The 24,685-nt window shown below is 32.2% G+C and carries 26 protein-coding genes; 1 reads left to right on the top strand and 25 read right to left on the bottom strand.

Translation table 11 applies throughout. The features are described from left to right. Positions 1 to 3 precede the first annotated feature (3 nt). Positions 4 to 777, bottom strand: a complete 774-nt coding sequence (locus ACY3JO_RS05745) for a basic amino acid ABC transporter substrate-binding protein (RefSeq protein ID WP_463084086.1) — start codon at positions 775 to 777, stop codon at positions 4 to 6. Positions 778 to 866: 89 nt separating this feature from the next. Between ACY3JO_RS05745 and hslO the strand changes: the two genes are divergently transcribed. Next, on the top strand, positions 867 to 1,754 hold the full coding sequence (gene hslO / locus ACY3JO_RS05740) for an Hsp33 family molecular chaperone HslO (RefSeq protein ID WP_463084085.1): 888 nt from the start codon (positions 867 to 869) through the stop codon (positions 1,752 to 1,754). 35 nt (positions 1,755 to 1,789) lie between these two features. On the opposite strand, the gene ald is transcribed toward hslO, so the two are convergent. The 24 genes from ald to ACY3JO_RS05620 form a co-directional block, all read right to left on the bottom strand. Then, complete coding sequence (gene ald, locus ACY3JO_RS05735; protein ID WP_463084084.1) at positions 1,790 to 2,905, bottom strand: alanine dehydrogenase; 1,116 nt, start codon at positions 2,903 to 2,905, stop codon at positions 1,790 to 1,792. 25 nt (positions 2,906 to 2,930) lie between these two features. After that, the gene (locus ACY3JO_RS05730; protein ID WP_463084083.1) at positions 2,931 to 3,461 is read right to left on the bottom strand and encodes an NUDIX hydrolase; all 531 of its coding nucleotides are present in this window, start codon (positions 3,459 to 3,461) and stop codon (positions 2,931 to 2,933) included. A gap of 1 nt (position 3,462) precedes the next feature. Further along, complete coding sequence (gene recN, locus ACY3JO_RS05725) at positions 3,463 to 5,208, bottom strand: DNA repair protein RecN (protein ID WP_463084082.1); 1,746 nt, start codon at positions 5,206 to 5,208, stop codon at positions 3,463 to 3,465. Between the two features lie 7 nt (positions 5,209 to 5,215). Further along, on the bottom strand, positions 5,216 to 6,007 hold the full coding sequence (locus ACY3JO_RS05720) for an NAD(+)/NADH kinase (RefSeq protein ID WP_463084081.1): 792 nt from the start codon (positions 6,005 to 6,007) through the stop codon (positions 5,216 to 5,218). Next, the gene (locus tag ACY3JO_RS05715) at positions 5,983 to 6,807 is read right to left on the bottom strand and encodes a TlyA family RNA methyltransferase (RefSeq protein ID WP_463084080.1); all 825 of its coding nucleotides are present in this window, start codon (positions 6,805 to 6,807) and stop codon (positions 5,983 to 5,985) included. Before ACY3JO_RS05715 ends, ACY3JO_RS05720 begins: the two co-directional genes overlap by 25 nt. After that, positions 6,804 to 8,666 (bottom strand): 1-deoxy-D-xylulose-5-phosphate synthase, encoded by a 1,863-nt coding sequence (gene dxs / locus ACY3JO_RS05710; protein ID WP_463084079.1) that lies wholly within the window; start codon positions 8,664 to 8,666, stop codon positions 6,804 to 6,806. The genes ACY3JO_RS05715 and dxs overlap by 4 nt, the downstream gene beginning before the upstream one ends. Then, entirely contained in the window at positions 8,647 to 9,081 is a 435-nt protein-coding gene (gene nusB, locus ACY3JO_RS05705; RefSeq protein WP_463084078.1) for a transcription antitermination factor NusB, read from the bottom strand. The genes dxs and nusB overlap by 20 nt, the downstream gene beginning before the upstream one ends. 2 nt (positions 9,082 to 9,083) lie before the next feature. After that, on the bottom strand, positions 9,084 to 9,299 hold the full coding sequence (locus tag ACY3JO_RS05700; protein ID WP_463084077.1) for a DUF2273 domain-containing protein: 216 nt from the start codon (positions 9,297 to 9,299) through the stop codon (positions 9,084 to 9,086). Beyond that, the gene (locus ACY3JO_RS05695; RefSeq protein WP_463084076.1) at positions 9,300 to 9,833 is read right to left on the bottom strand and encodes an Asp23/Gls24 family envelope stress response protein; all 534 of its coding nucleotides are present in this window, start codon (positions 9,831 to 9,833) and stop codon (positions 9,300 to 9,302) included. Then, positions 9,830 to 10,195, bottom strand: a complete 366-nt coding sequence (locus tag ACY3JO_RS05690) for an Asp23/Gls24 family envelope stress response protein (RefSeq protein WP_463082185.1) — start codon at positions 10,193 to 10,195, stop codon at positions 9,830 to 9,832. The genes ACY3JO_RS05695 and ACY3JO_RS05690 overlap by 4 nt, the downstream gene beginning before the upstream one ends. Positions 10,196 to 10,226: 31 nt before the next feature. After that, the gene (gene accC / locus ACY3JO_RS05685) at positions 10,227 to 11,570 is read right to left on the bottom strand and encodes an acetyl-CoA carboxylase biotin carboxylase subunit (protein WP_463084075.1); all 1,344 of its coding nucleotides are present in this window, start codon (positions 11,568 to 11,570) and stop codon (positions 10,227 to 10,229) included. Continuing rightward, positions 11,563 to 12,006 (bottom strand): acetyl-CoA carboxylase biotin carboxyl carrier protein, encoded by a 444-nt coding sequence (gene accB, locus ACY3JO_RS05680; RefSeq protein ID WP_463084074.1) that lies wholly within the window; start codon positions 12,004 to 12,006, stop codon positions 11,563 to 11,565. The genes accC and accB overlap by 8 nt, the downstream gene beginning before the upstream one ends. Positions 12,007 to 12,043: 37 nt before the next feature. Then, the gene (gene efp / locus ACY3JO_RS05675) at positions 12,044 to 12,601 is read right to left on the bottom strand and encodes an elongation factor P (protein WP_463084073.1); all 558 of its coding nucleotides are present in this window, start codon (positions 12,599 to 12,601) and stop codon (positions 12,044 to 12,046) included. Positions 12,602 to 12,623: 22 nt separating this feature from the next. Further along, a complete protein-coding gene (locus ACY3JO_RS05670; protein ID WP_463084072.1) occupies positions 12,624 to 13,697 on the bottom strand; it encodes a M24 family metallopeptidase in 1,074 nt (357 codons plus the stop codon). Between the two features lie 24 nt (positions 13,698 to 13,721). Then, positions 13,722 to 18,515, bottom strand: coding sequence for an AMIN domain-containing protein (locus ACY3JO_RS05665; RefSeq protein WP_463084071.1), 4,794 nt, complete (start codon positions 18,513 to 18,515; stop codon positions 13,722 to 13,724). A gap of 1 nt (position 18,516) precedes the next feature. Further along, the gene (locus tag ACY3JO_RS05660; RefSeq protein ID WP_463084070.1) at positions 18,517 to 19,089 is read right to left on the bottom strand and encodes a hypothetical protein; all 573 of its coding nucleotides are present in this window, start codon (positions 19,087 to 19,089) and stop codon (positions 18,517 to 18,519) included. A gap of 10 nt (positions 19,090 to 19,099) precedes the next feature. After that, positions 19,100 to 19,669 (bottom strand): type IV pilus inner membrane component PilO, encoded by a 570-nt coding sequence (locus tag ACY3JO_RS05655; RefSeq protein WP_463084069.1) that lies wholly within the window; start codon positions 19,667 to 19,669, stop codon positions 19,100 to 19,102. Next, positions 19,666 to 20,220, bottom strand: coding sequence for a PilN domain-containing protein (locus tag ACY3JO_RS05650; RefSeq protein WP_463084068.1), 555 nt, complete (start codon positions 20,218 to 20,220; stop codon positions 19,666 to 19,668). The genes ACY3JO_RS05655 and ACY3JO_RS05650 overlap by 4 nt, the downstream gene beginning before the upstream one ends. Before the next feature lie 4 nt (positions 20,221 to 20,224). Beyond that, entirely contained in the window at positions 20,225 to 21,220 is a 996-nt protein-coding gene (pilM, locus tag ACY3JO_RS05645) for a type IV pilus biogenesis protein PilM (protein WP_463084067.1), read from the bottom strand. A gap of 72 nt (positions 21,221 to 21,292) precedes the next feature. Continuing rightward, complete coding sequence (locus ACY3JO_RS05640) at positions 21,293 to 22,492, bottom strand: hypothetical protein (protein ID WP_463084066.1); 1,200 nt, start codon at positions 22,490 to 22,492, stop codon at positions 21,293 to 21,295. 13 nt (positions 22,493 to 22,505) lie between these two features. Then, positions 22,506 to 23,060 carry a PilW family protein gene (locus ACY3JO_RS05635; RefSeq protein ID WP_463084065.1) on the bottom strand — a complete coding sequence of 185 codons (555 nt, stop codon included), beginning with the start codon at positions 23,058 to 23,060 and terminating at the stop codon, positions 22,506 to 22,508. Next, a complete protein-coding gene (locus ACY3JO_RS05630; protein ID WP_463084064.1) occupies positions 23,057 to 23,449 on the bottom strand; it encodes a type IV pilus modification PilV family protein in 393 nt (130 codons plus the stop codon). Before ACY3JO_RS05630 ends, ACY3JO_RS05635 begins: the two co-directional genes overlap by 4 nt. Beyond that, complete coding sequence (locus ACY3JO_RS05625) at positions 23,424 to 23,903, bottom strand: prepilin-type N-terminal cleavage/methylation domain-containing protein (protein WP_463084063.1); 480 nt, start codon at positions 23,901 to 23,903, stop codon at positions 23,424 to 23,426. Before ACY3JO_RS05625 ends, ACY3JO_RS05630 begins: the two co-directional genes overlap by 26 nt. Beyond that, on the bottom strand, positions 23,900 to 24,673 hold the full coding sequence (locus tag ACY3JO_RS05620) for a prepilin peptidase (protein ID WP_463084062.1): 774 nt from the start codon (positions 24,671 to 24,673) through the stop codon (positions 23,900 to 23,902). The genes ACY3JO_RS05625 and ACY3JO_RS05620 overlap by 4 nt, the downstream gene beginning before the upstream one ends. Between the last annotated feature and the right edge of the window lie 12 nt (positions 24,674 to 24,685).

Below are 24,685 nucleotides of genomic sequence, written 5' to 3'. Positions count from 1 at the left end.
CCTCTAATCTATTGGCTCTGTACCAAACCACTTTTTATATATTTCTTTATATTTACCAGTTTTCTTTAAATTAACTAAAATTTCGTTTATTTTCCTTAAAAGATCAGTATCTTCTTTCCTCACAGCAATACCATATTGTTCCTTAGTAAAGGGTTTTCCTACACATTTTAACTTTGGGTTATTCTTTGAATAATAAAGGGATACAGGAAGATCATTTATAACTGCATCAAGTCTTCCAAGTTCGAGATCCATAAATGCTTCTGGAATTGTTTCATAGCTCCTTATCTCTTTAATACCTACCTGATCCTTTAACTTTTTAGCACTTATTTCTCCTGTGGTACCTAACTGTACTCCAACTATTTTACCCTTTAAATCCTTCTCACTTTTTATATCTTTATTATCATTTCTTATAACTATAATTTGTCCTGAATCATAATAAGGGATAGAAAAGGATATTTCTTTTTTTCTTTCTTCTGTAATTGTCATTGCAGAAATGATCATATCAAACTTCTTTGCTTTTAATGCAGCTATTATTCCATCAAAAGAAGTATTTATAACTTGTAATCTCACTCCTAAGGCTTTTGCAATTTCATTAGCTATATCTATATCAAAACCTACAGGCTTATCACCTTCCATAAACTCAAAAGGTGCATAAGCCACATCACTACCAACTTTAAGAATACCTGCTTTCTTAATCTTCTCTAAAGCAGAAGCTCCAAATGTTGGTAAACTTAAGAGAAATATTAATAGAAATAATATTACCCATAATTTTCGCATAAATTTTCCCCCTTTTTGAATTTTTTAAAAGTATAAGAATAAATATTCATAAAAGTCAAGTATAATATATGAAGTGGAGGTGAAAAATTATGGATTACCTAATAAGAGGAATCTCTAAAGACAAAAAAATTATTGCTTACGTTGCTAAAACAACAGAACTGGTAGAACAGGCCAGGATTATACATAATGCATCTCCTACTGCGATAGCAGTTTTAGGAAGAACTCTTACCCTAACAGCTATTATGGGGAAAATGCTTAAGAAAAAAGATGAAAGAATTAGTTTGCAAATCGTAGGGAATGGCCCCTTAGGAAATGTTTTTGCTGATGCTGATGCTAATGGAAATGTAAGAGGGTATATTAAAAGACCTTACATAGATCTGCCACCTACCCCAGAAGGAAAGCTTGATGTAGCTTCTGCAATAGGAAAAGAAGGAGTACTAAGTGTCATAAGAGATTTTGGACTTAAAAAGCCATATCAAGGAATGACACCACTTGTTTCTGGAGGAATAGCAAAAGACTTAGCTTATTATTTTGCTTCCTCTGAGCAACAACCATCAGCTGTTGCTGCAGGCGTTTATGTCAATAAAGAAGGAAAAGTAATTGCAGCAGGAGGTTATATTGTACAAATATTACCAGATTCAGAGGAAGATATTGTAAGTAAGCTAGAAGAAAATATTAATAGATTAAAACCACCAAGTCAAATGATATTAAATGGACTAAATCCAGAAGATATAATTAATAAAATATTTGAAGGATTTGATTTCGACATGTTTAATAGAGAAGAATTGAAATATTCATGCAGGTGTAGTCGAGAAAGAGCTGAAAATACTCTCATTGCTTTAGGATTAAAGGAATTAGAAGAACTACAAAAAAGAAATGAAGACATAGAAGTGAAATGTGAGTTTTGTGGTAAGAAATATATTTTTCAAAAACATGATATAGAAAAAATTATTCTTGAACTTAAAAACAAAACTTAAAAAACCCCTGGAAAAACCAGGGGTTTTTCTATACATTAACTTAATACTTTTTCTAAAGGAGTGTAAGGTAGGTTAAAAGCATTAGCAACTGCTTCACAGGTGATTTCCCCTTTTACTATATTTACACCTTTGGCAAGACTTTTGTTCTCTTTCACAGCTTTTTCCCAACCTTTATCAGCAATTTCAATTACATAAGGAAGAGTATTTAGAGTTAAAGCTCTCGTTGCTGTTCTTGGAACAGCTCCAGGCATATTAGCCACACTATAATGTATTACTCCTTCCTCCTCATAAATAGGATTTAAATGAGTTGTTGGTCGTGATGTCTCAGCACAGCCACCTTGATCAATAGCTACATCAACAATAACAGCACCTGTTTTCATTCTCTTTAAAAGATCCCTCGTAATTATTTTGGGAGCTTTTGCCCCTGGTACTAATACTGCTCCAATAAGGAGATCCGCATATTCTACAGCCATCCTAATATTGTATTCATCTGCTATCATCGTATTCACCTTTCCTTGGAAATAATCGTCCACAAATCTTAATTTTCTTGGATTTATATCCAATAAAGTTACAGATGCACCCATTCCATAAGCTATTCTTGCAGAGTTAAAACCAACAGTTCCTGCACCTATTATAACCACACTGGCAGAAGGGACTCCTGGAACTCCACCTAATAAAATTCCTCTTCCACCAGAAGGTTTCTCTAAATATTTAGCACCTTCTTGGGGAGCCATTCTGCCTGCTATCTCACTCATAGGAGCAAGAAGTGGTAAAAAACCATCTTCTGTTTGTACAGTTTCATAAGCTATGCATATTGCTTTACTTTTAATAAGATTTTTTGTAAGTTCTTCAGATGCTGCTAAATGCAAGTAAGTAAATAAAATTTTTCCTTCAGTAAGAAGAGGATACTCTTCAGGTAAGGGTTCTTTTACCTTTAAAATTAATTCTGCCTCATAAAACACATCCTCATGTTTTTCTAATATTATTGCTCCTGCCTTTTCGTATTCCTCATCTGTAAAACCACTCCCTAATCCTGCATCTTTTTCAATATATACTTTATGTCCTTTTTTGACCATTGTTTGTACTCCACCTGGAACAATAGCAACACGATTTTCTTCAGGTTTAATCTCTTTAGGAACACCTATAATCATATCTTTATTAAGCCTCCTTGCTGTCTTATATCTTCTTTAATCTTAAGAAATAATAAATAGCAATTAAGGTTTTAGAATCCTCAAACTTACCACCTTCTAAAGCTTTTATTATCTCATCTACTGTTAAAGAAATTATTTTTAAAAATTCATCATTATCAGGATTTGTATTTGTCTTCTCAAGATCTGTAGCTTCATATAGATATAACACCTCATCACTTATTCCAGGTGATGGGTAAAAAACATGGATTAACTTTAAATTTTTTGGAATATACCCTATTTCTTCTTCCAGTTCTCTTTTAGCACAATTTATTGGTTCTTCTCCAAAATCAAGTTTTCCAGCTGGTATTTCTAATAAGACTTTTTTAGCTGGAAGGCGATATTGCTCTACAAAAAATACGGATCCATCCCTTGCTATTGGTAATATAGCTACTGCACCCGGATGATGTACTACTTCTCTCTTAGCTAATTTTCCATTTTCAAGTACTACATCGTACTCTTTTACTGTAATTATTCTTCCTTTATAAATTTCCCTTTCGTTTACTATTTTCTCATCCAACTTACATCCCACCTCCTATTTCTCTCAAGTTTTCTCTACTTTTAAGTTCTGACGCTTTTATTAACAGCTCTTTAGCATGCTGTTGACTTACTTCAGAAACTATACTACCTCCTAACATTCTTGATATTTCCATCACTCTGATTTTATCCTCTAACAAAGAAACCCTTATTCTTGTTTGATCATTTATAATCTTCTTCTCCACATGGAAATGATAATCAGCCCATGCTGCTATTTGGGGTAAATGTGTCACACAGAAAATTTGTCTCTTCTTAGATATATTCCACAATTTTTGAGCAAGTAGATAAGCCGTTTCCCCTCCAATACCTGTGTCTATTTCGTCAAATACCAAAACAGGTGTATTATCAACTTCGTTAAGTATAGTTTTTAAGGCAAGCATTATTCTTGAGAGTTCTCCTCCAGATGCTATATGTCTCAATGGTTTAAAAGACTCTCCAGGATTTGATAAAAGCATAAACTCTATAACTTCTCTTCCTTTTTCTCCTACTTTTACTCCATCAATAAATATAAATCCTCCTGTTGGTTCTTGAAAATCAACCGAGAATCTTGCATGTTCCATTCCTAAATCCTTTAACTCATTTTCAACCTTTCTTACAAAATTATCAACAACCTCTTTTCTCATTTGGGAAAGAACTTCACTTTCGTATAAAAGCTTTTCCTCTAATTCCTTTATCTCCTTTTCAATGTTCTCTAAATGGGCTTCCATATTGGATAAAGTGTTAAGTTCTTCTTTAGCTTTTTCTTTATAATCTAAGATTTCTTCAATATTTTTACCATATTTCCTTTTTAATTGAGATATTCTATAAAGTCTTTCCTCTATATATTCAAGAGCATTAGGATCTATCTCTAAATTATCTTTATATCTCATTAAATTATCAACTGCCTCACTAAGATATAATTTAGCATTTTCTAAAAGTTCTAATATTCTAGAAATATTTTCATCTATAGAAGAAAGAGCTTTTATACTATTTAATCCTTCTCCAATTAATTCAAAAGCAGAATATCCTTCGTTATTTTCATACAGATATTTTATAGCATCCTCAATACCATATCTTATTTTTTCAAAATTTTGTAGCTTTTGCCGCTGCTCTAATAATTCTTCCTCTTCCCCCATTCTCAAATTTGCCTTTTCAATCTCTTCTATCTGAAAAGATAAAAGATCTATTCTTTGCTGTCTCTCTTTTTCCTTTGCATAAATCTCTTCCCTTTCAGAATAAAGGCCTTTTAATCTGGAAAATAATTCTTTAACCTTTTCCTTTTGTTTTATTAATGAATCTCCACCTAAGAGATCAAAAACTTCCAACTGAAAATCCTTATGAAGAATTTTCTGATGTTCATGTTGTCCATGTATTTCAAGAATATTCGAGAGTAAACGCTCTAACATTCCTACCGTAACAAGTTCACCATTTACCCTACATTTACTTCTTCCATTTTTATTTAATTCTCTTGATACAAGTAATGTTCCATCCTTTTCTTTTGGAATCTCCCATTCATCCAATAGTCTTTCTGCTTCTTCATTCATAGCAAACATAGCTTCTACTAAACTTCTATTACTTCCAGTTCTAATAATGTCTGTTGATGCTCTTTCTCCAAGCAAAAAGGCTAAAGCATCCACAAGCAGAGATTTACCAGCACCTGTTTCTCCAGTGATTACGTTTAAACCATCATGAAAATCCAAAGTTATTTCATCTATTATTGCAAAATCCTTAACTCTAAGAGCAAGAAGCATTTCTTATCTACCTCCAATGTAATTTCTTTTTTAATCTATTAATAAAATCCCATCCTGGAAGGAAAATAAGTTTTCCATAAAATTCCGCTTTAGTTATAATAACTTTTTGTCTATTTCCAACAAGATCTACTTTTTTACCATCAACCCAAACTTGCACTTGTACTGACCTTTTTGAAAAATTGATTTGAATTTCCGAATTAATTGGAAAAACAACAGGTCTGGATATAAGAGAATGGGCACATATGGGCAAAAATTCAAAAGCTTCAAGATCAGGGAAAATTATAGGGCCACCAGCAGATAAGGCATAGGCTGTAGAACCAGCAGAAGTGGCAATAATTACTCCATCTGCAGGTTGTGTATTTAACAAAGACCCATTTATTAAAAGATTTAAAGATATCAATGGAGTATTCTCAGATTTCAAAAATACAACCTCATTAAAGGCATAATAAATCTTCTCATCAATTTTTAATTTGATTACAGGATGCTGTTCTATAAAAAACTTCTTTTCATCTAAAGAAAATAAAAATTTACTTATATCTTTAAACTCAACAGTAGTTAAGAATCCAAGTCTACCTGTATTTATTCCAGCTATAGGAACACCCTTAGATGCCACCCTTTTTAAAGAATATAATACAGTACCATCCCCACCAATTGCTATTCCCAAATCTACATCATCATTATCAATTAGAACTTCATAATTCTTCTTTACTGCCCACTCTTTTATTATTTCTATCCCCTTTTTTGCATCTCTTTTTTTAGGGTTGTAAAATACTCCTATTTTTTGGAAAGTAATTTCCAATTTGAAAAAGCCTCCTCTACTATCTCCTTTATCTTATCCATAGAAATCTCATATTTTTCTTTTAAAACAAACAATGTTGGATATTCTATATTTCCTTTTCCTTCCTTGCTATAAAAATATGTAGTATTTTTTAAATAAAATCCAAGATCTTTTAAATTATTTTTAATATTTTCTATCACTTTTAAATGGACGTCAATATTCTTTACTATACCGCCCTTATTAACATCCTTTGGAGATGCCTCAAATTGAGGTTTTATCAATGAAATAACCATTCCTTCATCTTTTAAAAAAGGTCTTATAACAGGAAATATCTTCAATATTGATATAAAGGATACATCTATAGTTATAATATCAACCTTATCAGGAATATCACCTTCCTTTAAATATCTTGCATTTATCCCTTCCATCACTATAACTCTTGTATCCGTTCTTAATTTTTCGTGTAAAACACCCTTTCCCACATCAACAGCATAAATTTTTTTTACTCCTTCTTGTAATAAACAGTCAGTAAACCCACCAGTACTTGCACCTATATCAATAGCTATAAATCCTGTAACATTTATCTTAAACTCATCTAAAGCCCTTTTTAGTTTAAATCCACCCTTACTAACATAGGGGAGAGATTGTTGAATTTCAATAGAAACAAAAGGTGAAAATCTTATATCAGGTTTATCTACTATCTTGCCATCTACTTTAACCAGTCCAGCAATAATAGCAGACTTAGCTTTTTCTCTACTTTCAAAAAATCCTTTTTTAACTAATAGAGTATCAAGCCTTTCCTTAGGAGTTTTTTCTTTCAACCTTCCACCCTTGTTTTATTAAGAACCCTTAATACTTCTTTTACTACATGATATTCTTTTAAACCATATATTTCTTTTAAGATTTCAACATTTCCATGCTCTATGAACTTTTCTGGCAATGCTATGGGATATACATTTACGTTAAAATGGAACTTAGAAACAAATTCAGAAATTGCTCCAAAAAGTCCTCCTGTTATAATGTTTTCCTCTAATGTAAAGATATATTTAAACTTAGAGAATAATTCTTCAAGTAATGGAATATCTAAAGGTTTTAAAAATCTTAAATTGACTACTTTAGCATATATTCCCTTCTCCTTCAAAATATTATGGGCTTCCAAAGCAGTATACACCATGGAACCTATAGCCAAGAAAAGAACATCCTCACCTTCTTCTAATATCTCAGCTTTACCTATTTCAATCTTATTAGGATTAGAAGGAAGTTTTACTCCGTATCCTTTTCCTTTGGGATATCTTATTGCAAATGGACCAGGATAATTAATTGCTGTATATAATAAATCTCTAAGTTCAGATTCATCCTTTGGAGAAGAAACAACTATATTGGGGATAAGCCTTAAATAAGAGAGATCAAAAATTCCTTGATGAGTAGGTCCATCATCACTAACAAGACCAGCCCTATCTAATACAAATACTACAGGAAGCTTCTGTAAACAAACATCGTGAATGATCTGGTCAAAGGATCTCTGAAGAAAAGTAGAATATATAGCAACTACAGGTTTTAATCCATTCATGGCAAGCCCTGCTGCAAAAGTCACTGCATGCTGCTCTGCTATTCCAACATCAAAAAATCTTTCTGGAAATCTTTCTGCAAAATAGGAAAGTCCAGTACCATCTGGCATTGCAGCTGTTATGGCTACAATCTTTTCATATCTTTCCCCTAATTCTACCAATGTCTTACCAAAAATCTCAGTGTAAGTGGGTACCTTTTTTTCACGTTCTTTCTTTGATCCCACACTATGGAACTTGGAAGGTATGGCTTCTGCATCTTTATGACCAATTCCTTTTTTTGTTGTGACATGTATCAAAACTGGACAAGATAGATTATCTTTTATACCCTTAAATACGAAGACTAAAAGAGGTATATCATGCCCATCAAAGGGGCCAAAATACTTAAAACCTAAATCTTCAAATATGGGATTTTCCAAAAGAAGACTCTTTAAACTTCTCTCCAATTTTAGATCCAAGGATAATAAGGTTTTTCCTAAAGGTAACTTTTTCAAAAAATTCTGGGTTGTCTGCTTAAAAAATCTATAAAGAGGATGTTTCCTTAATTTAGCCAAATAAACTGCTAAAGCTCCTACATTTGGTGAAATAGAATGTTCATTATCATTTAATATAACAATAAGATCTGTATTTAAGAATCCAATTTGGTTCAATGCCTCCCATGCCATTCCAGAAGTCAAGGCACCATCACCTATCACTGCTACAACTTTATATTCTTCTCCTTTAATATCCCTTGCTTTAGCGAATCCTAAAGCAGCAGATAAAGATGTACCAGCATGTCCTACAGCAAAATGGTCATATTCACTCTCCCAAGGAGCAATATATCCACTGATTCCGCCATATTGTCTTAATGTATGAAAATCTTTTGCTCTTCCAGTTACTAATTTATGAGTATATGCCTGATGCCCTACATCCCAAATTATCTTATCCTTTGGTGTATCAAAAACATAATGAAGAGCTAAAGTTAATTCAACAGTTCCTAAATTAGATGCTAAATGACCACCATTATTTTCTACAGTGTTAATAATTACTCCCCTAATTTCTTCAGCTAAATTCTTTAGCTCTCCCACAGATAGAGATTTTAAATCATTTGGAGAATTAATTCTCTCTAACCACATTTAAATATTCCTCTCTAATTTTTAAAACCTCATCCCAATTCCTAACTATATTTCTTAAAATACCATTAACAAATCTTCCAGCTTCTGGACTGACATATTTTTTAGCCAACTCAACAGCTTCATTAACAGTAACACCAGGTGGAATATCTTCAAAAGCAAACATTTCAGTTATTGCCATTCTTAAAATGTTTCTCTCTAAGCCTCCGATTCTATCTAATCTCCAATTCTTACTAAATTTACTTATAATAGCATCAGCAACATTTTTAAAATAAAGAGTACTTTCGTAGAGTTTGTGAGCAAAAACTTGAGCTTGGGGTGAAAAATCACCAAAATCCACTTCAACGCTTTGACCTAATTCTTGCTGGAACAAATACATCAAAACCTTCTCTCTGCATCTTGTTCTTTCTTTGCTCATTTTTACCTTCCCATCATAAATATCTCTTTAATTTTTTCTATAAAAAGGAACAATAGGTTCTTGTCAATTATAGATCCAATTATATATCCTATTAGAAACATAATGATTAGAAATAAGGTTTTCCAAAAACCAATAGCAAGGGTAAGAATTCCTAGTATTAAGAATATTAATGAGAAAATAAGCCTATATTTATAATTTTTTATCCTTTCAAGATTCATCTACTTACCCCTTTTTGAAGGAACTACATCATCGATCATTACGTTTATTTTTTCTAAATTCAAAGGTAAGACACTTTCAAAATAAACTCTTAATCTTTGTTGCATCTCATTAACAATTCTTGTTATATCAACACTAGCAGGAATTTTTATTCTCAAAGTAATATATATTTTATCCTTTATGATTTCAATCTCAGGTCTTATATCTTGAATCTCAGAAAAATATCCAGCTATCTCTCTAATAGAACTCTTAATACCATTAACAGAAATCATTACATCACCTAAACCCGTCCTATTTCCTATAACCACAGATGTTTTCTCTCTATTTATAATCAGAGCAAAGCTTGAAGAAAAAGCAAGAACAAAAAGAATTATAAGTAAAACAGTAGAAAATAAAAAACCAGGTCCCTTAGCCCAATTTATTATACTTAATGCCAATTCCCATTTGAAAAGTCCAAGGATTAAAATAAGATCAATAAAAGAGAAAATTAACAAAATTATAGAGTAAATAATAATTTCATATTTATTAAGTTTCATTTCTTCTCCTCCTTATCTTTTTTACCTATCAATACTCCTTTTATAATAACATTCACTTCCCTTACATTTAATCCTGTCATACTTTCTATTACTTCTTTAACATGCGACTGAACTTCTCTTGCAACTTCAGGGAAAAAAACATTTTGTTTTACATAAATAGGTATCATTATGTATACATCTTTTTCATATAGATCAATTTTTATGCCCCTTCCAAGAGGTATACCCGATACAAGTTTCATAAATGAAGAAGAAGGCTCTCCTACTTGAGCGACACCTTCTACCTCTTGAGCAGCAATACCAGCTATTACAGAGATAACACCTTTTGATATATTTACCGTTCCATATGAAAGTTCTTCTTTCATAGTTTATCACCACTCTCTATTTTATCAAAAATTAATCCTCTACTAACACCCTTCTTGATAAAAAGTTAGTAGAATAGTCTCCTTTTATAAATGAACTGTTATTTAGTACTTTTAAATGAAGAGGGATTGTCGTTTTAATTCCTCTCAAAACAAATTCCTCCAAAGCCCTTTTCATCCTTATTATAGCCTCATTTCTATCTTTTCCCCAAGTTATAATCTTTGCCAGTAAAGAATCATAAAATGGTACCATTTCATAACCTTCATAAAGATGAGTATCAATTCTTACAAAAGGGCCTCCTGGAGGTATATATTTTTCTATTTTTCCAGCAGATGGAGCAAAATTATTATCAGGATCCTCAGCATTAATTCTACACTCTATAGCATGTCCTCTTAATGTTATCTCTTTAAAATCTAATTTCTCTCCAGCTGCAATTAGTATTTGCCATTTCACAAGATCAATACCAGTTACCATTTCTGTTACAGTATGTTCTACCTGAATTCTCGTATTTACTTCCATAAAATAAAATCTCCCATCTTTGTCCAAAAGAAATTCAAAGGTTCCAGGACCTACATATCCAACCTTATACGCTCCTCGAACTGCAGCTCTACTCATAGCCTCTCTCAATCTTCTATCTACTACTGGGGAAGGAGATTCCTCAATTAATTTTTGATATCTTCTCTGAATAGTACAATCTCTCTCACCAAGAGAAACAATATTACCATAAGCATCTCCCATTATCTGTATCTCTACATGTCTTGGTTCTTCTATAAACTTTTCAATGTACACGCCAGGATTTCCAAAATTTTTCTCAGCTTCTAATTTAGCAAGTCTTATATTTTTTACCAATTCCTCAGGACTATATGAAATCCTCATTCCTTTACCGCCACCACCAGCAGTAGCCTTTATAAGCACAGGAAAACCTATCTCTTTAGCAATTTTTACTGCTTGTTTTTCATCTTCAACAAGTCCCTCAGACCCAGGTAGCAAAGGAACACCCGCCTCTTTCATTATTTTTTTAGCCCTTGCCTTGTCCCCTAAACTTTCAATAACTTCCTTTTTAGGACCTATAAACACTATACCATGATCCTGACAAATTTCAGCAAATCTTGATGATTCTGCCAAAAAACCATACCCAGGATGGATAGCATCAGCATTTGATATTAAAGCAGCACTTATTATGTTTGGAATATTTAGGTAGCTTTGTGAAGCGGGAGGTGGACCTATACAGATAGCCTCATCCGCCATATATACATGAAGAGATTCTTTATCGGCTTCAGAATATACAGCTATTGTTTTAATGCCTAATTCTTTACAAGCCCTTATAATTCTAACTGCAATTTCGCCTCTATTTGCAATAAGAACTTTTTTAAACATTGCTCTCCGTATCTATCAGAAAAAGTTTTTGTCCAAATTCCACCGCCTGACCATTTTCAACCAATATTTTCTTAACTCGCCCCCTTACATGACTCTTTATTTCATTCATTAGCTTCATGGCTTCAATTATACATACTGTTTGCCCTGGCTCAACCAAATCACCTTCTTCAACAAAAGGAGGAGCTCCTGGAGCAGGGGAACGATAAAAAACTCCAACTAAAGGAGCAGTAATATATACACCTTCCTCGGTAACATCTTTTATGGTTTGTGATTTTTCAACATTAAGCTCTACTTCAGTTGAGGCAACAGAAACAACATTATCTCCTCTTCTTAAAACCAATTTATTTTCCCCATTTTCTATTATTAATTCTGAAAGATTACTCTTGTTAAATAGACATATTAACTCTTTTAACTCTTCTAAAGACCATTCTTTCATAGTTATACTCCTCTTTATTAAAACTCATTATTAAAATCTATGCTCTTTCAACATATTTTGCATAACGAGTATCCACTACAACTTTATCTCCAATTTGTATAAATAAAGGGACCTGTATTACTAATCCTGTTTCTAATTTTGCAGGTTTTGATCCACCTGAAACTGTATCTCCTCTAAGACCGGGATCAGTTTCTATAACCTCTAAAACAACTGTGGTAGGAAGCTCTATACCAATAGGATTTCCTTCATAAAAAAGCACACTAACAATAGTACCTTCTTTTAAGTATTTAATTGCATCTCCTAATTGCTCCTCAGTGAGCATATGTTGTTCATAGGTTTCATGATCAATAAAATAATACTCATCTCCTTGTTTGTAAAGAAATTCTGCTTCTCTTTTATTAATAAAAGCTTGAGGAACATATTCATCTGATTTAAATGTTCTTCTCAATACATTTCCTGTTTTCAAGTTCTTTAATTTTACCTTAACTGTTGCCTGACCTTGAGCCATATGTACATGTTGGTACTCAAGTACTATATATATTTCTCCATCTAATTCAATAGTAAGACCAGGATAAAAATCATTTACTGAAATCATCTTTTTTATTACCTCCCTTTCCCTATACTATTATAAGTTCGTTAGTAAAACTATTTAATATAGTTGCCTTTTCCTCTTTAACAACCACCATATTTTCAATTCTTACCCCAAATCTTCCAGGAATATAAATACCAGGTTCAACAGTAACTACCATATTTTTCTTTAGAATCCAATTTCCTTTTGGGGATAACCTTGGAAATTCGTGTATCTCAAGTCCTACACCATGCCCAAGGCCATGACCAAAATAATTTCCATAACCATTTTCTTGAATTATATCACGAGAAACTTTATCTACAAAACTACTTTCTATGCCTTCCTTTATTACTTCTTCTGCCTTTTTCTGTGCTTCAAAAACAATATTGTATACTAAAAGTTCTTCTTCAGTTGGGTTTCCGATATACACGGTTCTTGTAATATCCGAATTATATCCCTCATAAACAGCCCCAAAATCAAATACAATAAATTCATTTCCATATATCTTTTTATTGCTCGCTTTTCCATGAGGAAGTGCAGCTCTTGGTCCTGATGCCACAATTGTATCAAAAGCTATTTTCTCACTACCTTTTTTTGCCATTTGATACTCTAATTCTATTGCTAAATCTCTTTCAGATATGCCTGGCTTTATAATTTCTAATACTTCTTCAAAAGCCTTTTCTGCAATTTTTAAAGCTGTTTTTATTTTCTCTATCTCATTATCATCCTTAACCATTCTCATCTCTTCTACCCAATTTTCTACTGGAATCAATTCTATATTCAATAAACTTTCAATCAATTTTTTATACTTAAAATAATTGAATGATTGTCCCTCAAAAGCTACTCTCTTAAAATCTTCTTTTTTTGAAAGATCCTTTAAGAAGGAGAATAAATTCACATCACTATTAATAAGAACAGGCTCCACCATATCAACTTCCTGGTGTACTTGTTCCCAATACCTTGAATCAACTAATATGTAACCCCCCTCCTTCAGAAGCACAAGTTCAGCTGTTGAGCCCGTAAATCCTGTAAGGTATCTAATATTCACTATATTACTAATAACAATCCCATCTATTTCTTCTTTATTTAGTTTATTTTGTACTTCTCTAATTCTTGCATTCATAAAATATTTATCCTCATTTTTATCTTATTCTATCGTCTTAGGAGTTATAAGTATAATAAGCTCCTTCTGAACATTTTGAGTCTTCCTTGCTTTAAAGAGCTCTCCAAGAATTGGGATATCTCCTAAGAGTGGTACCTTAGACATACTTTCAATTTCTTCTTGTCTTAACAAACCACCTAAGGCAAGAGTTTCACCATTCTTCAAGTTAACTATGGTTTGAGCTTCTCTGGTCGATATTACAGGTACATCTCCTTCCTTTCCTGCATAACCACTTATTGTACTAACCTGAGGCTTAATATTTGCAGTAATAGTACCATCAGGATTTATAGTTGGTGTTACCTCAAGTATTATTCCTACATCTATATATGTAATTGATCTATTACCTTGAGCATCATAAGATACCAATGGTACCCTATCACCTATCATGATTCTTGTAGCTTTACCACTTATAGTTGTCATACTTGGTTGAGCAAGTATTTTAGCTTTGTTTTGGGTCTCTAAAGCCTTTATAGTAGCAAGCACACTTTCAGGATTTATAATACTTAACTTCAGATCTTGCCAACCAACATTAGCTTCTATTTTAATACCTGTACCTATATTTTGTGTACCCCACGCTATACCTATATCCTTTACATTTTCTCTTGATACCTCTACTATTTGAACATCTACTTTTACTTGTGGGGTTGGCTTATCAAGTTTTGCTATCATATTTTCCACAGCTGTAACTTGGTCTACAGGACCCTGAACCAACAAAAATCCTGAGGTTTGATCATAATAGAAGGTTACATCTTTAGCAAGACCTGAAACTACAGATTTTAATGTATCTAAGGATATATATTTTAGCTTATACTCTTTTGTAATAGTCTGTACTCCATCTTTAGCTGTTACAACTGGTGGTACATAAGGTCTGACATATGTCACAACACCCAACTTTTCAAAGGTTATATTTCCTATCCTACTCAATATATCAATAGTATCTTGTAACTCTACCCTATTTAGATAGAGATCTACTTCTCCTGTTACCTTTGGATCTATCACAAAATTAATGTCTGCCTTCTTCCCAAGCTCCCTCAATACTTCCCTTATATCTGCCTTCTTCAAATCACAGCTTATATATATCTTCCCTTCTTCTTTCTCTACCCTTAATAGCTCCTTCGCTACTACTACCTCTTCCCCTTTCCTTTCTACATCTATCCTGCTTATTAGATCATCAAGTACCTTCAAGTCCTCTTCCTTACCTTGGGCTATCAATAACCTCGTCTTACTATCATAACTTAAACTTATGTTCTTTACTAATGCCCCTCCTACCCTCTCTATGTCTGATAGGTCTATATATTTCAAAACATATATCTTCGTCTTCGCTGTCTCTACTGGTACCGCTATCTTCTCCTCTTGCATCTTTACATAGGTCACTTTATCATCTCTCGTTATGCTTATCTTCGCTGCCTTCTGGAGTATGTTCAATACCTCCGATAACTCTACCCTATTTAGATAGAGATCTACTTCTCCTGTTACCTTTGGATCTATCACAAAATTAATGTCTGCCTTCTTCCCAAGCTCCCTTAATACTTCCCTTATATCTGCCTTCTTCAAATCACAGCTTATATATATCTTCCCTTCTTCTTTCTCTACCCTTAATAGCTCCTTCGCTACTACTACCTCTTCCCCTTTCCTTTCTACATCTATCCTGCTTATTAGATCATCAAGTACCTTCAAGTCCTCTTCCTTACCTTGGGCTATCAATAACCTCGTCTTACTATCATAACTTAAACTTATGTTCTTTACTAATGCCCCTCCTACCCTCTCTATGTCTGATAGGTCTATATATTTCAAAACATATATCTTCGTCTTCGCTGTCTCTACTGGTACCGCTATCTTCTCCTCTTGCATCTTTACATAGGTCACTTTATCATCTCTCGTTATGCTTATCTTCGCTGCCTTCTGGAGTATGTTCAATACCTCCGATAACTCTACCCTATTTAGATAGAGATCTACTTCTCCTGTTACCTTTGGATCTATCACAAAATTAATGTCTGCCTTCTTCCCAAGCTCCCTTAATACTTCCCTTATATCTGCCTTCTTCAAATCACAGCTTATATATATCTTCCCTTCTTCTTTCTCTACCCTTAATAGCTCCTTCGCTACTACTACCTCTTCCCCTTTCCTTTCTACATCTATCCTGCTTATTAGATCATCAAGTACCTTCAAGTCCTCTTCCTTACCTTGGGCTATCAATAACCTCGTCTTACTATCATAACTTAAACTTATGTTCTTTACTAATGCCCCTCCTACCCTCTCTATGTCTGATAGGTCTATATATTTCAAAACATATATCTTCGTCTTCGCTGTCTCTACTGGTACCGCTATCTTCTCCTCTTGCATCTTTACATAGGTCACTTTATCATCTCTCGTTATGCTTATCTTCGCTGCCTTCTGGAGTATGTTCAATACCTCCGATAACTCTACCCTATTTAGATAGAGATCTACTTCTCCTGTTACCTTTGGATCTATCACAAAATTAATGTCTGCCTTCTTCCCAAGCTCCCTTAATACTTCCCTTATATCTGCCTTCTTCAAATCACAGCTTATATATATCTTCCCTTCTTCTTTCTCTACCCTTAATAGCTCCTTCGCTACTACTACCTCTTCCCCTTTCCTTTCTACATCTATCCTGCTTATTAGATCATCAAGTACCTTCAAGTCCTCTTCCTTACCTTGGGCTATCAATAACCTCGTCTTACTATCATAACTTAAACTTATGTTCTTTACTAATGCCCCTCCTACCCTCAAAATATCTTGTAAATCAATGTATTTAAGAACATATAATTTAGTTAATATAGGCTGAACCACTGTAGGTGCTGTTTGTATTTCCTTAGGTTTAACATAATAGGTCTTCCCTACTTTTTCCATATCAAAATTGGCAAGTCTTTGTAAAATAGTAAGAACTTCATCCAGTGGTACTTTATTTACAAATAGATCTACACTTCCTGAAACCTTTGGATCTATTACAAAATTAAACTCTGTTTTCTTTGCTATCTCTTGGAGTATATCTCTTATATCAGATTTTCTAAGATCTGCGGTAACATAATAAACATCACTAATTTTATCTATCTTAACAAGTTCTTTTATCTCTAAAATAGTTGTTGAAGGAGCTTCACCCTTAGGTATACTCACTATTATAAATCCACCTTCTCTTATCTCATATGTATATCCTAAACTTCTAATAATAAGATCTATAGCTCTATCTAAGGAAACTTTGTTTAAGGTAAGATATAAACCCCCAGAAATATCTTTTGAAAATATTATATTTCTACCCGTTTTCTGGGCTATTTCTTGAAGAATATCCTTAATATCTTCTCCCTTCGCATTAAGAGAAATAAGATATGTATCTTCAAACCTTTCAACTTGAACCTTACCTAATCCCTTTGTCTCAGCAACTTTTTCAGATGGTATATCTAAAATTTTGATGGAATTCTCTATCTTCGGAAATTCTGTTGATGGAGCTGAAACTATTAGCCAATTTCTCGTATCATCAGAATCAAAAATTGCAGTCTTAGATGTTTTGGATAGAATTTCCTTAGCCTTTTGGCTTTCAAAATATCTAAGTTGATATACCTTTGTAACTAAATCTCTACTTTCAATTTTTTGAAGCTTATCAAGATTTGCTACAATAATTACTTCTCCTTGTTGCACATATCCAAGATCCGATGATGCAAGTAAAGCGTAAAAAGCATCTCTAAATGGAATATCTTTTAAATAGACGCTTATTCTTCCTTGGACACCGATATCTGTTATTATATTAAGTCCAGCCAACTGCCCCATGGCTTTTAAAACATCTCTTATCTCAGCCCTATCAAAAGAAACTGAAATCTTTTGCTGGAATTTATCTTTTACTTCTACAAGCTTAGGAGGTTCCAATTTGTTCTCTACTTTTTGTTCTTCTTGTACTTCTCTAGTTTTTATCTCAGTTATCTTTGGAGTCTTTTCTTTTTCTAGCGCTTCTATTGCCTTCTGACTCACAGTCTTTGCGGTTGTTGGAACAATCTTAGCTAAAACCTCTTCTGTCCCTACATATATTTTATTATCAGCTGATTTTGCAGATATGGCAGGAAAAGAAGTCTTCAAGTCAATTACTACCCTTGTAACAAATGGTTTGGCACCAAATTGAGAAGTTCTAACTGAAATAATAGGACTGGAATTTACAGATATAACCTTAGAGCCAAGTTTGTTTATCGTATCATTTAAATCAATAACAAATCTTAAAGGGTTTTTAAGGAGCGAGCTTTTAAAATCTGGGGCTTTACTAGAAAACTCTAACACTATAAGATTGGGTTTGTAATTCTTATCAATCTTTATATTCAAAAGAGTATTTTCTATTGAAGAAATCTGTTTAATAGATGAAGTTTCTCCTTGGGATGATGCACCTGAAGGACTTAGTTTGATTTTTATAATTCCAGAAGTAGAAGTAACTAAATACTTAGGTAAGGATCCCACAAAATTTATTACAAGTATAGCATTATCTTTATTTTGAGAGAGTTCTAAATTAGTCAAAAATCCTTTATTTATTTCAACATTTTTTGATGCCGTTTTTATCTGAGTATCATAAAAAGTTACTACAATTTTTGAGGCAGATTGTTTAATATCATATTTTGGTACCGAAGTAGTTGAAAAATAAATATTTATATTTATGGTACCACCACTATCATCTTCTACTTGAATTCCCACTAAACTTTTTAAACTACTTTGAGCAAATATCCCCCCAATTAACAAGAAGTTTATAAACAGAATCAAAGAAATTAATTTTCTTATGTAAGACAAACTATTCACCTCCCAGTTTAATAGTAGTTGTTTCTTTTCCTTTCCTTAAAATTACCGAATGTTCAAAAATCTTTTCAAGATATATATCCCCCTTAAACATTTCTCCTTCTCTTATAATATATCCCCTATCACCTTCTTCTATAATCGCATAACTTCTATCTTTACTCCTTATTATTCCTGTAAGCTTAAAATCACTATACCAAGACTTACCAACAGAAGAAGATTGAGGTAATACAGAAATTCTCAGAGTTGATTGAGGTAAAGATGATATCTTAGGCTGTGGTTTTGGATTCAAGTCAATAACTGGTAGAAAAGGATTACTTCTTCCTAAAGCAACATTTGAATAAGTAAAGACCACTCCTATTTGTTCAGTAAAAGTTTCCAATATTTCGGTAAAAGTATAAGTCTCTGTTGTAGTTTTTGCTCTAGGTGTTGTTATAACAGGCTCCTCTTTGGGGGTTAGCACATAATTTGTTACAACATAATATCCCCCAATTGCACCTACAATAATAAAAAGACTTATAAGTACTATTAACCTTTGTTTAGGATCATTAAATATACTTTTAATATCCATATTTCCTCACCTATTTAATTATAAATGTAGACAGTATGAATGAAAATTTCAGTTCTTTGGCGGTAGTATCTACAGGATCAATTTTTAAATCCTTTAAGAGAATAATACGAGGTGCTGTCTTTAGCTTAGCTAAAAATAAGAGAAATCCACCATAACTACCTTGTAAGTCCACACTATAATCTCTTTCTTCATAAAGAGGTTTTGGAGCCTCCTTTTTCCCTTCTTGTGAAGTAGGCTGAGGTTGTTCTTGTACTTGAATTGGCTTAAAACTATTTATAGAAAGCTTTGATTCTTTACATATAGTCTCTACAAAAGCTAAAAGATGAGGAAGATCTTCCTTTGTAGGTAACTTCTGTTGTAATTCAGCAAATCTCTGCATAGATTCTTTAAATTTCTCCCACTCTTCTAAACTCTTTTTGTAACTTAACTGATACTTAAGAAGCATTTGGCGATTATTATCGATGCTTTCCATCAATATGTTTTTCTCATTCTCTAAAGATTTATATACAAGAAAATAAAATCCAACAACAACAAATAAAAAAATACCTACAATTATCCATATATTTATATTTGGTTTCATCTTTCACCCCTCTTATACTGAGCTGCTATCCTAAAATTAATAGCAATAAGTGGAGGCTGTCCAACCTTCTGAGCAAAACCCAAGGTAATTTTTTCCAGAAGATTGGTTTTTTCTAACTGATCTAAAAAAATTGCTATATCTTTGTAGCTTACAGCAAATCCCTCGATATTTACATTATTCAAAGAATCTAAGCTAAAACTTTTAATCCAAAGATTTTTAGGAGTAATTCCATTTATTGTCTCAAAAATATCAACCCAAGATATCTCTTTAGAAGAAATCTCATTTAATAAATTTATCTTTTCTTCATATTGTTTTTTTATGTCTTGCAATTTTTGTAATTCTTTTATTCTTATTTTAAGATCATTTATTTGGGCTTCAAGAGAAGTATTTTCGTTTCTTAAATTATTAACTTCAGATGAAAGATTAAAATAAAGAATAATTTCTCCAAATAGAAGTAATATCCCAACCACAGTAATAAGAATACCTAAAAAGGGAATTCTTATTGCCTCTTTTTTCTTAGCTTCCTTCGGTAAAAGGTTAATCTTAAACATATCCCTACATCCTTCCCCAGAAAAATAATCCTATAGGTACTACCCAAGAAGAAAGGTCTTCTAAAAATGATTTATCTTGCTTTTTTGCATTTATTATTATATCAGGACTAGGAGTCAATGGGGCTACTTCTGATGGTACATTTAAGAGAGCCTCTAAAAGATCCACAAAATCCTTATTTTTAGCATTGCTACCCATAACTATAGCTTGATCTATATGTTCCTCTGGAAACTGTAGAAAGAAAAAATTAATAGACTCTTGAATTTTTCTTACAAAATCTTCCAGAATAAAAGACCTTGTAAGTTCATCTACTCCTTCTTCATGTGGATTCCATTCTTCCATAATAGTGCTTCTAAAAAATACGGGGTGATTATCCTTTAGCACAACAAATTCTGCAATATTATCGTGGGTATACAAGAACAAGGTATTACCCTTAGGAAGCTCTTTTCTATTAAATACTACTGATCTTACGGCCGAAAAAATACTTATATCCACCACCTCTAAATTTAGCCCTAAGGATTTTACTATTTCCAAATATGGATTTACGATTTCTTTTGGTACTGCAACCAGCATTACTCTGCACTCTTTACTTCCTTCCCTTTCTATTACATCAATAATCTCTAAATCGTATACTATATCTTCCTCAGAAAATGGAATGTACCTATCAAGCTCCCATTTTATAGCCTCTCTAAGTTCTTCTTCTGGCATATAAGGAAAATTAAAAAATCTTACTACCACATTTAAAGATGGTATAGCTACATATGTTTTTGGGTTCTTTGCTCTAAATACTTTTAAGTCCTTTTTAAGAGTCTCTATTATTTTGGAAATATCTAAGGGTTGACCTCCTTGAAAAATATCAGATGAAAAGACACAAGAAACTGAATTTTTAATTACAATCTTCTTATCTTTTCTTCTCCTCCCCCCATATACTAATCTTATAGGATTTCCAAATTCAATACCCAAAATAGGCTCTTCTGAAGAAAATAAATTAAAAATCCCCATCTTTCCCTTCCTTTCAACCTCTCCCTGAATTAGATTTTATTTTAATACAAAATATATAAATATACAATCCTTTTAAAATTCATTCCAAGAAAGAATTTTCAATTTTGTCTTTGTAGCCTTTACCACATTTGTTATACTATGAGTTTGCATGATATTTTCGATGTAATTTCTATTGTGCTTTACAGTACTATTACCCCCAATACTTACGGACTCACCTATACTTGTACCTTCAATAATAGGATTTCCAAATATAGAAAGATCATTTGTAACAGAATCAACTTTTGCAGCATATAATATTCCCCTTATTTTATTCCCTGTACCTGTAATCTTAACATCTCCTTTTATAATAACCATACCTTGAAACTCAACATTTCCTGCTATCTTAGCATCACCATCTATATATATAACTAGTGACCATGTCAACCAAGTATTAGTGGCAGAATTGTACCAATTAGGATTACTCTTTGCATAAGCAACTAAATCTTTTAAATCTACTGTTCCACTAGATCTGTAGAGACCTTGTGACATAGCTACACCTTTAAGATAATCCTCATTTAAAGTTGGCATAGAAAGGGAATTATCATTCGCAATAACGTCTCTCCCTAATACAGGAGAATAGGTACCATTTATAAGTGGAGGATTACTTAAATCTACAGGACCATTGGAGTATATGGCAGTATCAAAGGTCCCATCAGGCAATCTCTCTCCCTCAATAATCGCAGATTTTCCTGAAAAATTAACAGACTTACCCGCAAAAACTGCAAATTTAAAAGGATCAAGAGTTATTTCAGTATTATTTCCATAAACTTCAAGTTTCCTAATAACTCTAAAGTTATCCATGGATGGTACATAGCCTTCACATCTTATCTTGTATATAGGATAATCTAACAAAATTCCCCCTGAATTTAATTTTGAAAGAGTATAAGAAACAGTAATAGTATATTCACCAACAGATATGGAACTTATATTGTATCTAAAATTAAATACACTTCCATTAGTATAGGTCATTGTATAGGATAACATATTGCCATCGTTTATTTTTCTTAAAGTAAGGGTCAAAAATGCCAAATCTGGATTAGAATTTATTATATAAAAAGCTTGTTGTAACCCTGATTGAGCTAAATAAAAGGCTTGATTACTTTCAAGAGTCCTCCTTGTAATAACATTTTCTGAGGGTATAAGTTGAACAATAATTAACCCCAATATGAATATAAAGATAACAATACTCATTAATATCACTAATTGTCCCTTTTCTTTATTATTAGAAAACATTTTTCTCTTCCCCCTATTTTAAATAATAAGTGTTTTTTATAGGGAGAAACATTGAAAAAGTCAAGGTATAATCAACAACATTATCTTTATTTCCATCAAATTTAAGTACCACTTGAATAATTTGAGCATTCCGTGAAGAAACAATATTTCCAGAATCATCATAATAAAAAAATATAGGAGGTATAACCTTGAAATCACTTTCTGTTAGGGGATTATTACCTACCCACAGACTTCCCTGTTTTACTTGTCTTCTGAGAATACCATTATTATCTACATAATATCTTATGGTAGATAATGTGGATGAAATAGGATCAGCACTAAAGTTATAATAAGTATAACTAAATATTAAATTACTACCGTCTGAAGCACTATCTATAATAGATGCCTTTTTAACTTCCCTAATAAGTCTCTCTGCCACCAATCTTGCATTTCTTTGATATTGTATTTTCTTATTAATAAACTGATAACCCAAGGAACCTGTAGTTAAAAAGCTTACTACAAGGGCAACTATAATGAGAGATATAGAAACACCTATTAAAAGTTCTATTAAAGTAAAACCCTTTTTCATAATTTAGCCCTAAAAAATTCAATTCTAAAATTTTTACTTTCTTTACCTTCATTCCAAGATGCTTCTAATCTTATGAATTTTCCCCATGTAAGAGTATTATCTATTGTACATGTAATAGTATATACCATGTTTTTATCCTCTACAACCTTAGGATAATTAGAAGCTATATAACTATCTAAAAAAGTATAACTTTTTGAAAAAATTAATTCTGCCTCTTTTGAAAGGATATAGTTAGCTCTAACAAGGTTTTCTACCTTTGGAGCATTATAAAAGGTTACAAAATACATTTGTAGTATTCCTACAAATACTATTAAAAGTACCGCACCAGCTATTAATGCTTCTAATACACTAAAACCACTATACTTACAAACCTTCTGGCATTTTATCACTTATATATATCCTCCCTGTAGCAGGAGTTACTACTATATATTTTCTCATATTTTTATACCTTATTACAACAGAACCCCCTGAAGAAGGAATTCCCAACCTATTAAAGTAAACATATTCATTTACACCAAAAATTGAAAATACAAGATCTATATTCTTTTCTGCCAGATCAATTGTTTTCGTAATTTTATAAAAACTACTTTTTTTATCATAACATTTTAAAACAATCTTGTCTATGGAAGGAAAGAAAAATAAAATGTTTGGAGTACCCTCATCACAAGAATATGCACTATCTCTAAGTTCTACAAGCTCTTTTAATATTAATATAGCACAACTATTCAGGTTGGCTCTATCTAAGATTGAAATTATAAAATGAAAAGAAATATAGGATAAAATTCCAATAATGACAACAGTTATTAAAAGTTCTATCAGTGTATATCCGTTTAAATGTGTCATTTAATAAATAAAGAAATATAAAGACTTATTATAGACTCTCCCCAAAATAAAGATATGAATGATCCCAAGATTAGAAAAGGACCAAAAGGTATAGCAGTTTTTAAGTTTTTATTTTTAAATAGCAAAATAAAGATAGATATAACACCCCCTAAAATGTAACTCAAAAATAAAGCTAATAAGGATAGTTTTAATCCAAGAAAACTTCCCAAAAAAAATCCCAACTTTATATCTCCCTGTCCCATGCCTTCTTCTTTTAATATTAGAAGAGCACCTAAGTATATTAAAAGTAATATTCCTCCAAAAACAATGCTTCCTAAAATGCTTTGATAAATCTTACCTTCTAATAGAGAAAGAAAAAAACCTATTCCTAAACCAGCAAAAGTCAAAACATCAGGAATCAACATATGTTCGAGATCTATAAAAAAGATTGGCAAAAGGAATGAGAAAAGTATTAATATTTTTAAACAGTGAAAAGACCCTACATATATCCAAAAAGATAGGGCAAAAAAAATTGCAGTAAGGGTCTCAACCAAGGGATATCTTATAGAAATCTTTGCTCTACAGTATCTACACTTCCCTTTAAGAAACATATAACTGAAAATAGGTACAAGGTCCTTCGGTGCCAATTTATGATTACAAGAAGGACAATGAGAAGGAGGAAATAAAATAGATTCTTTTCGAGGAAGTCTATATATTAAAACATTTAAGAAGCTACCAACAGCACTCCCTAGCAAGAAAAACCAGATAGTAAAAAGAATCTTAAATGACATTTATTTATCCTC

The organism is Dictyoglomus sp. LHC4, from assembly GCF_055181355.1.
This window is presented reverse-complemented; position numbering and strand designations above follow the sequence as displayed.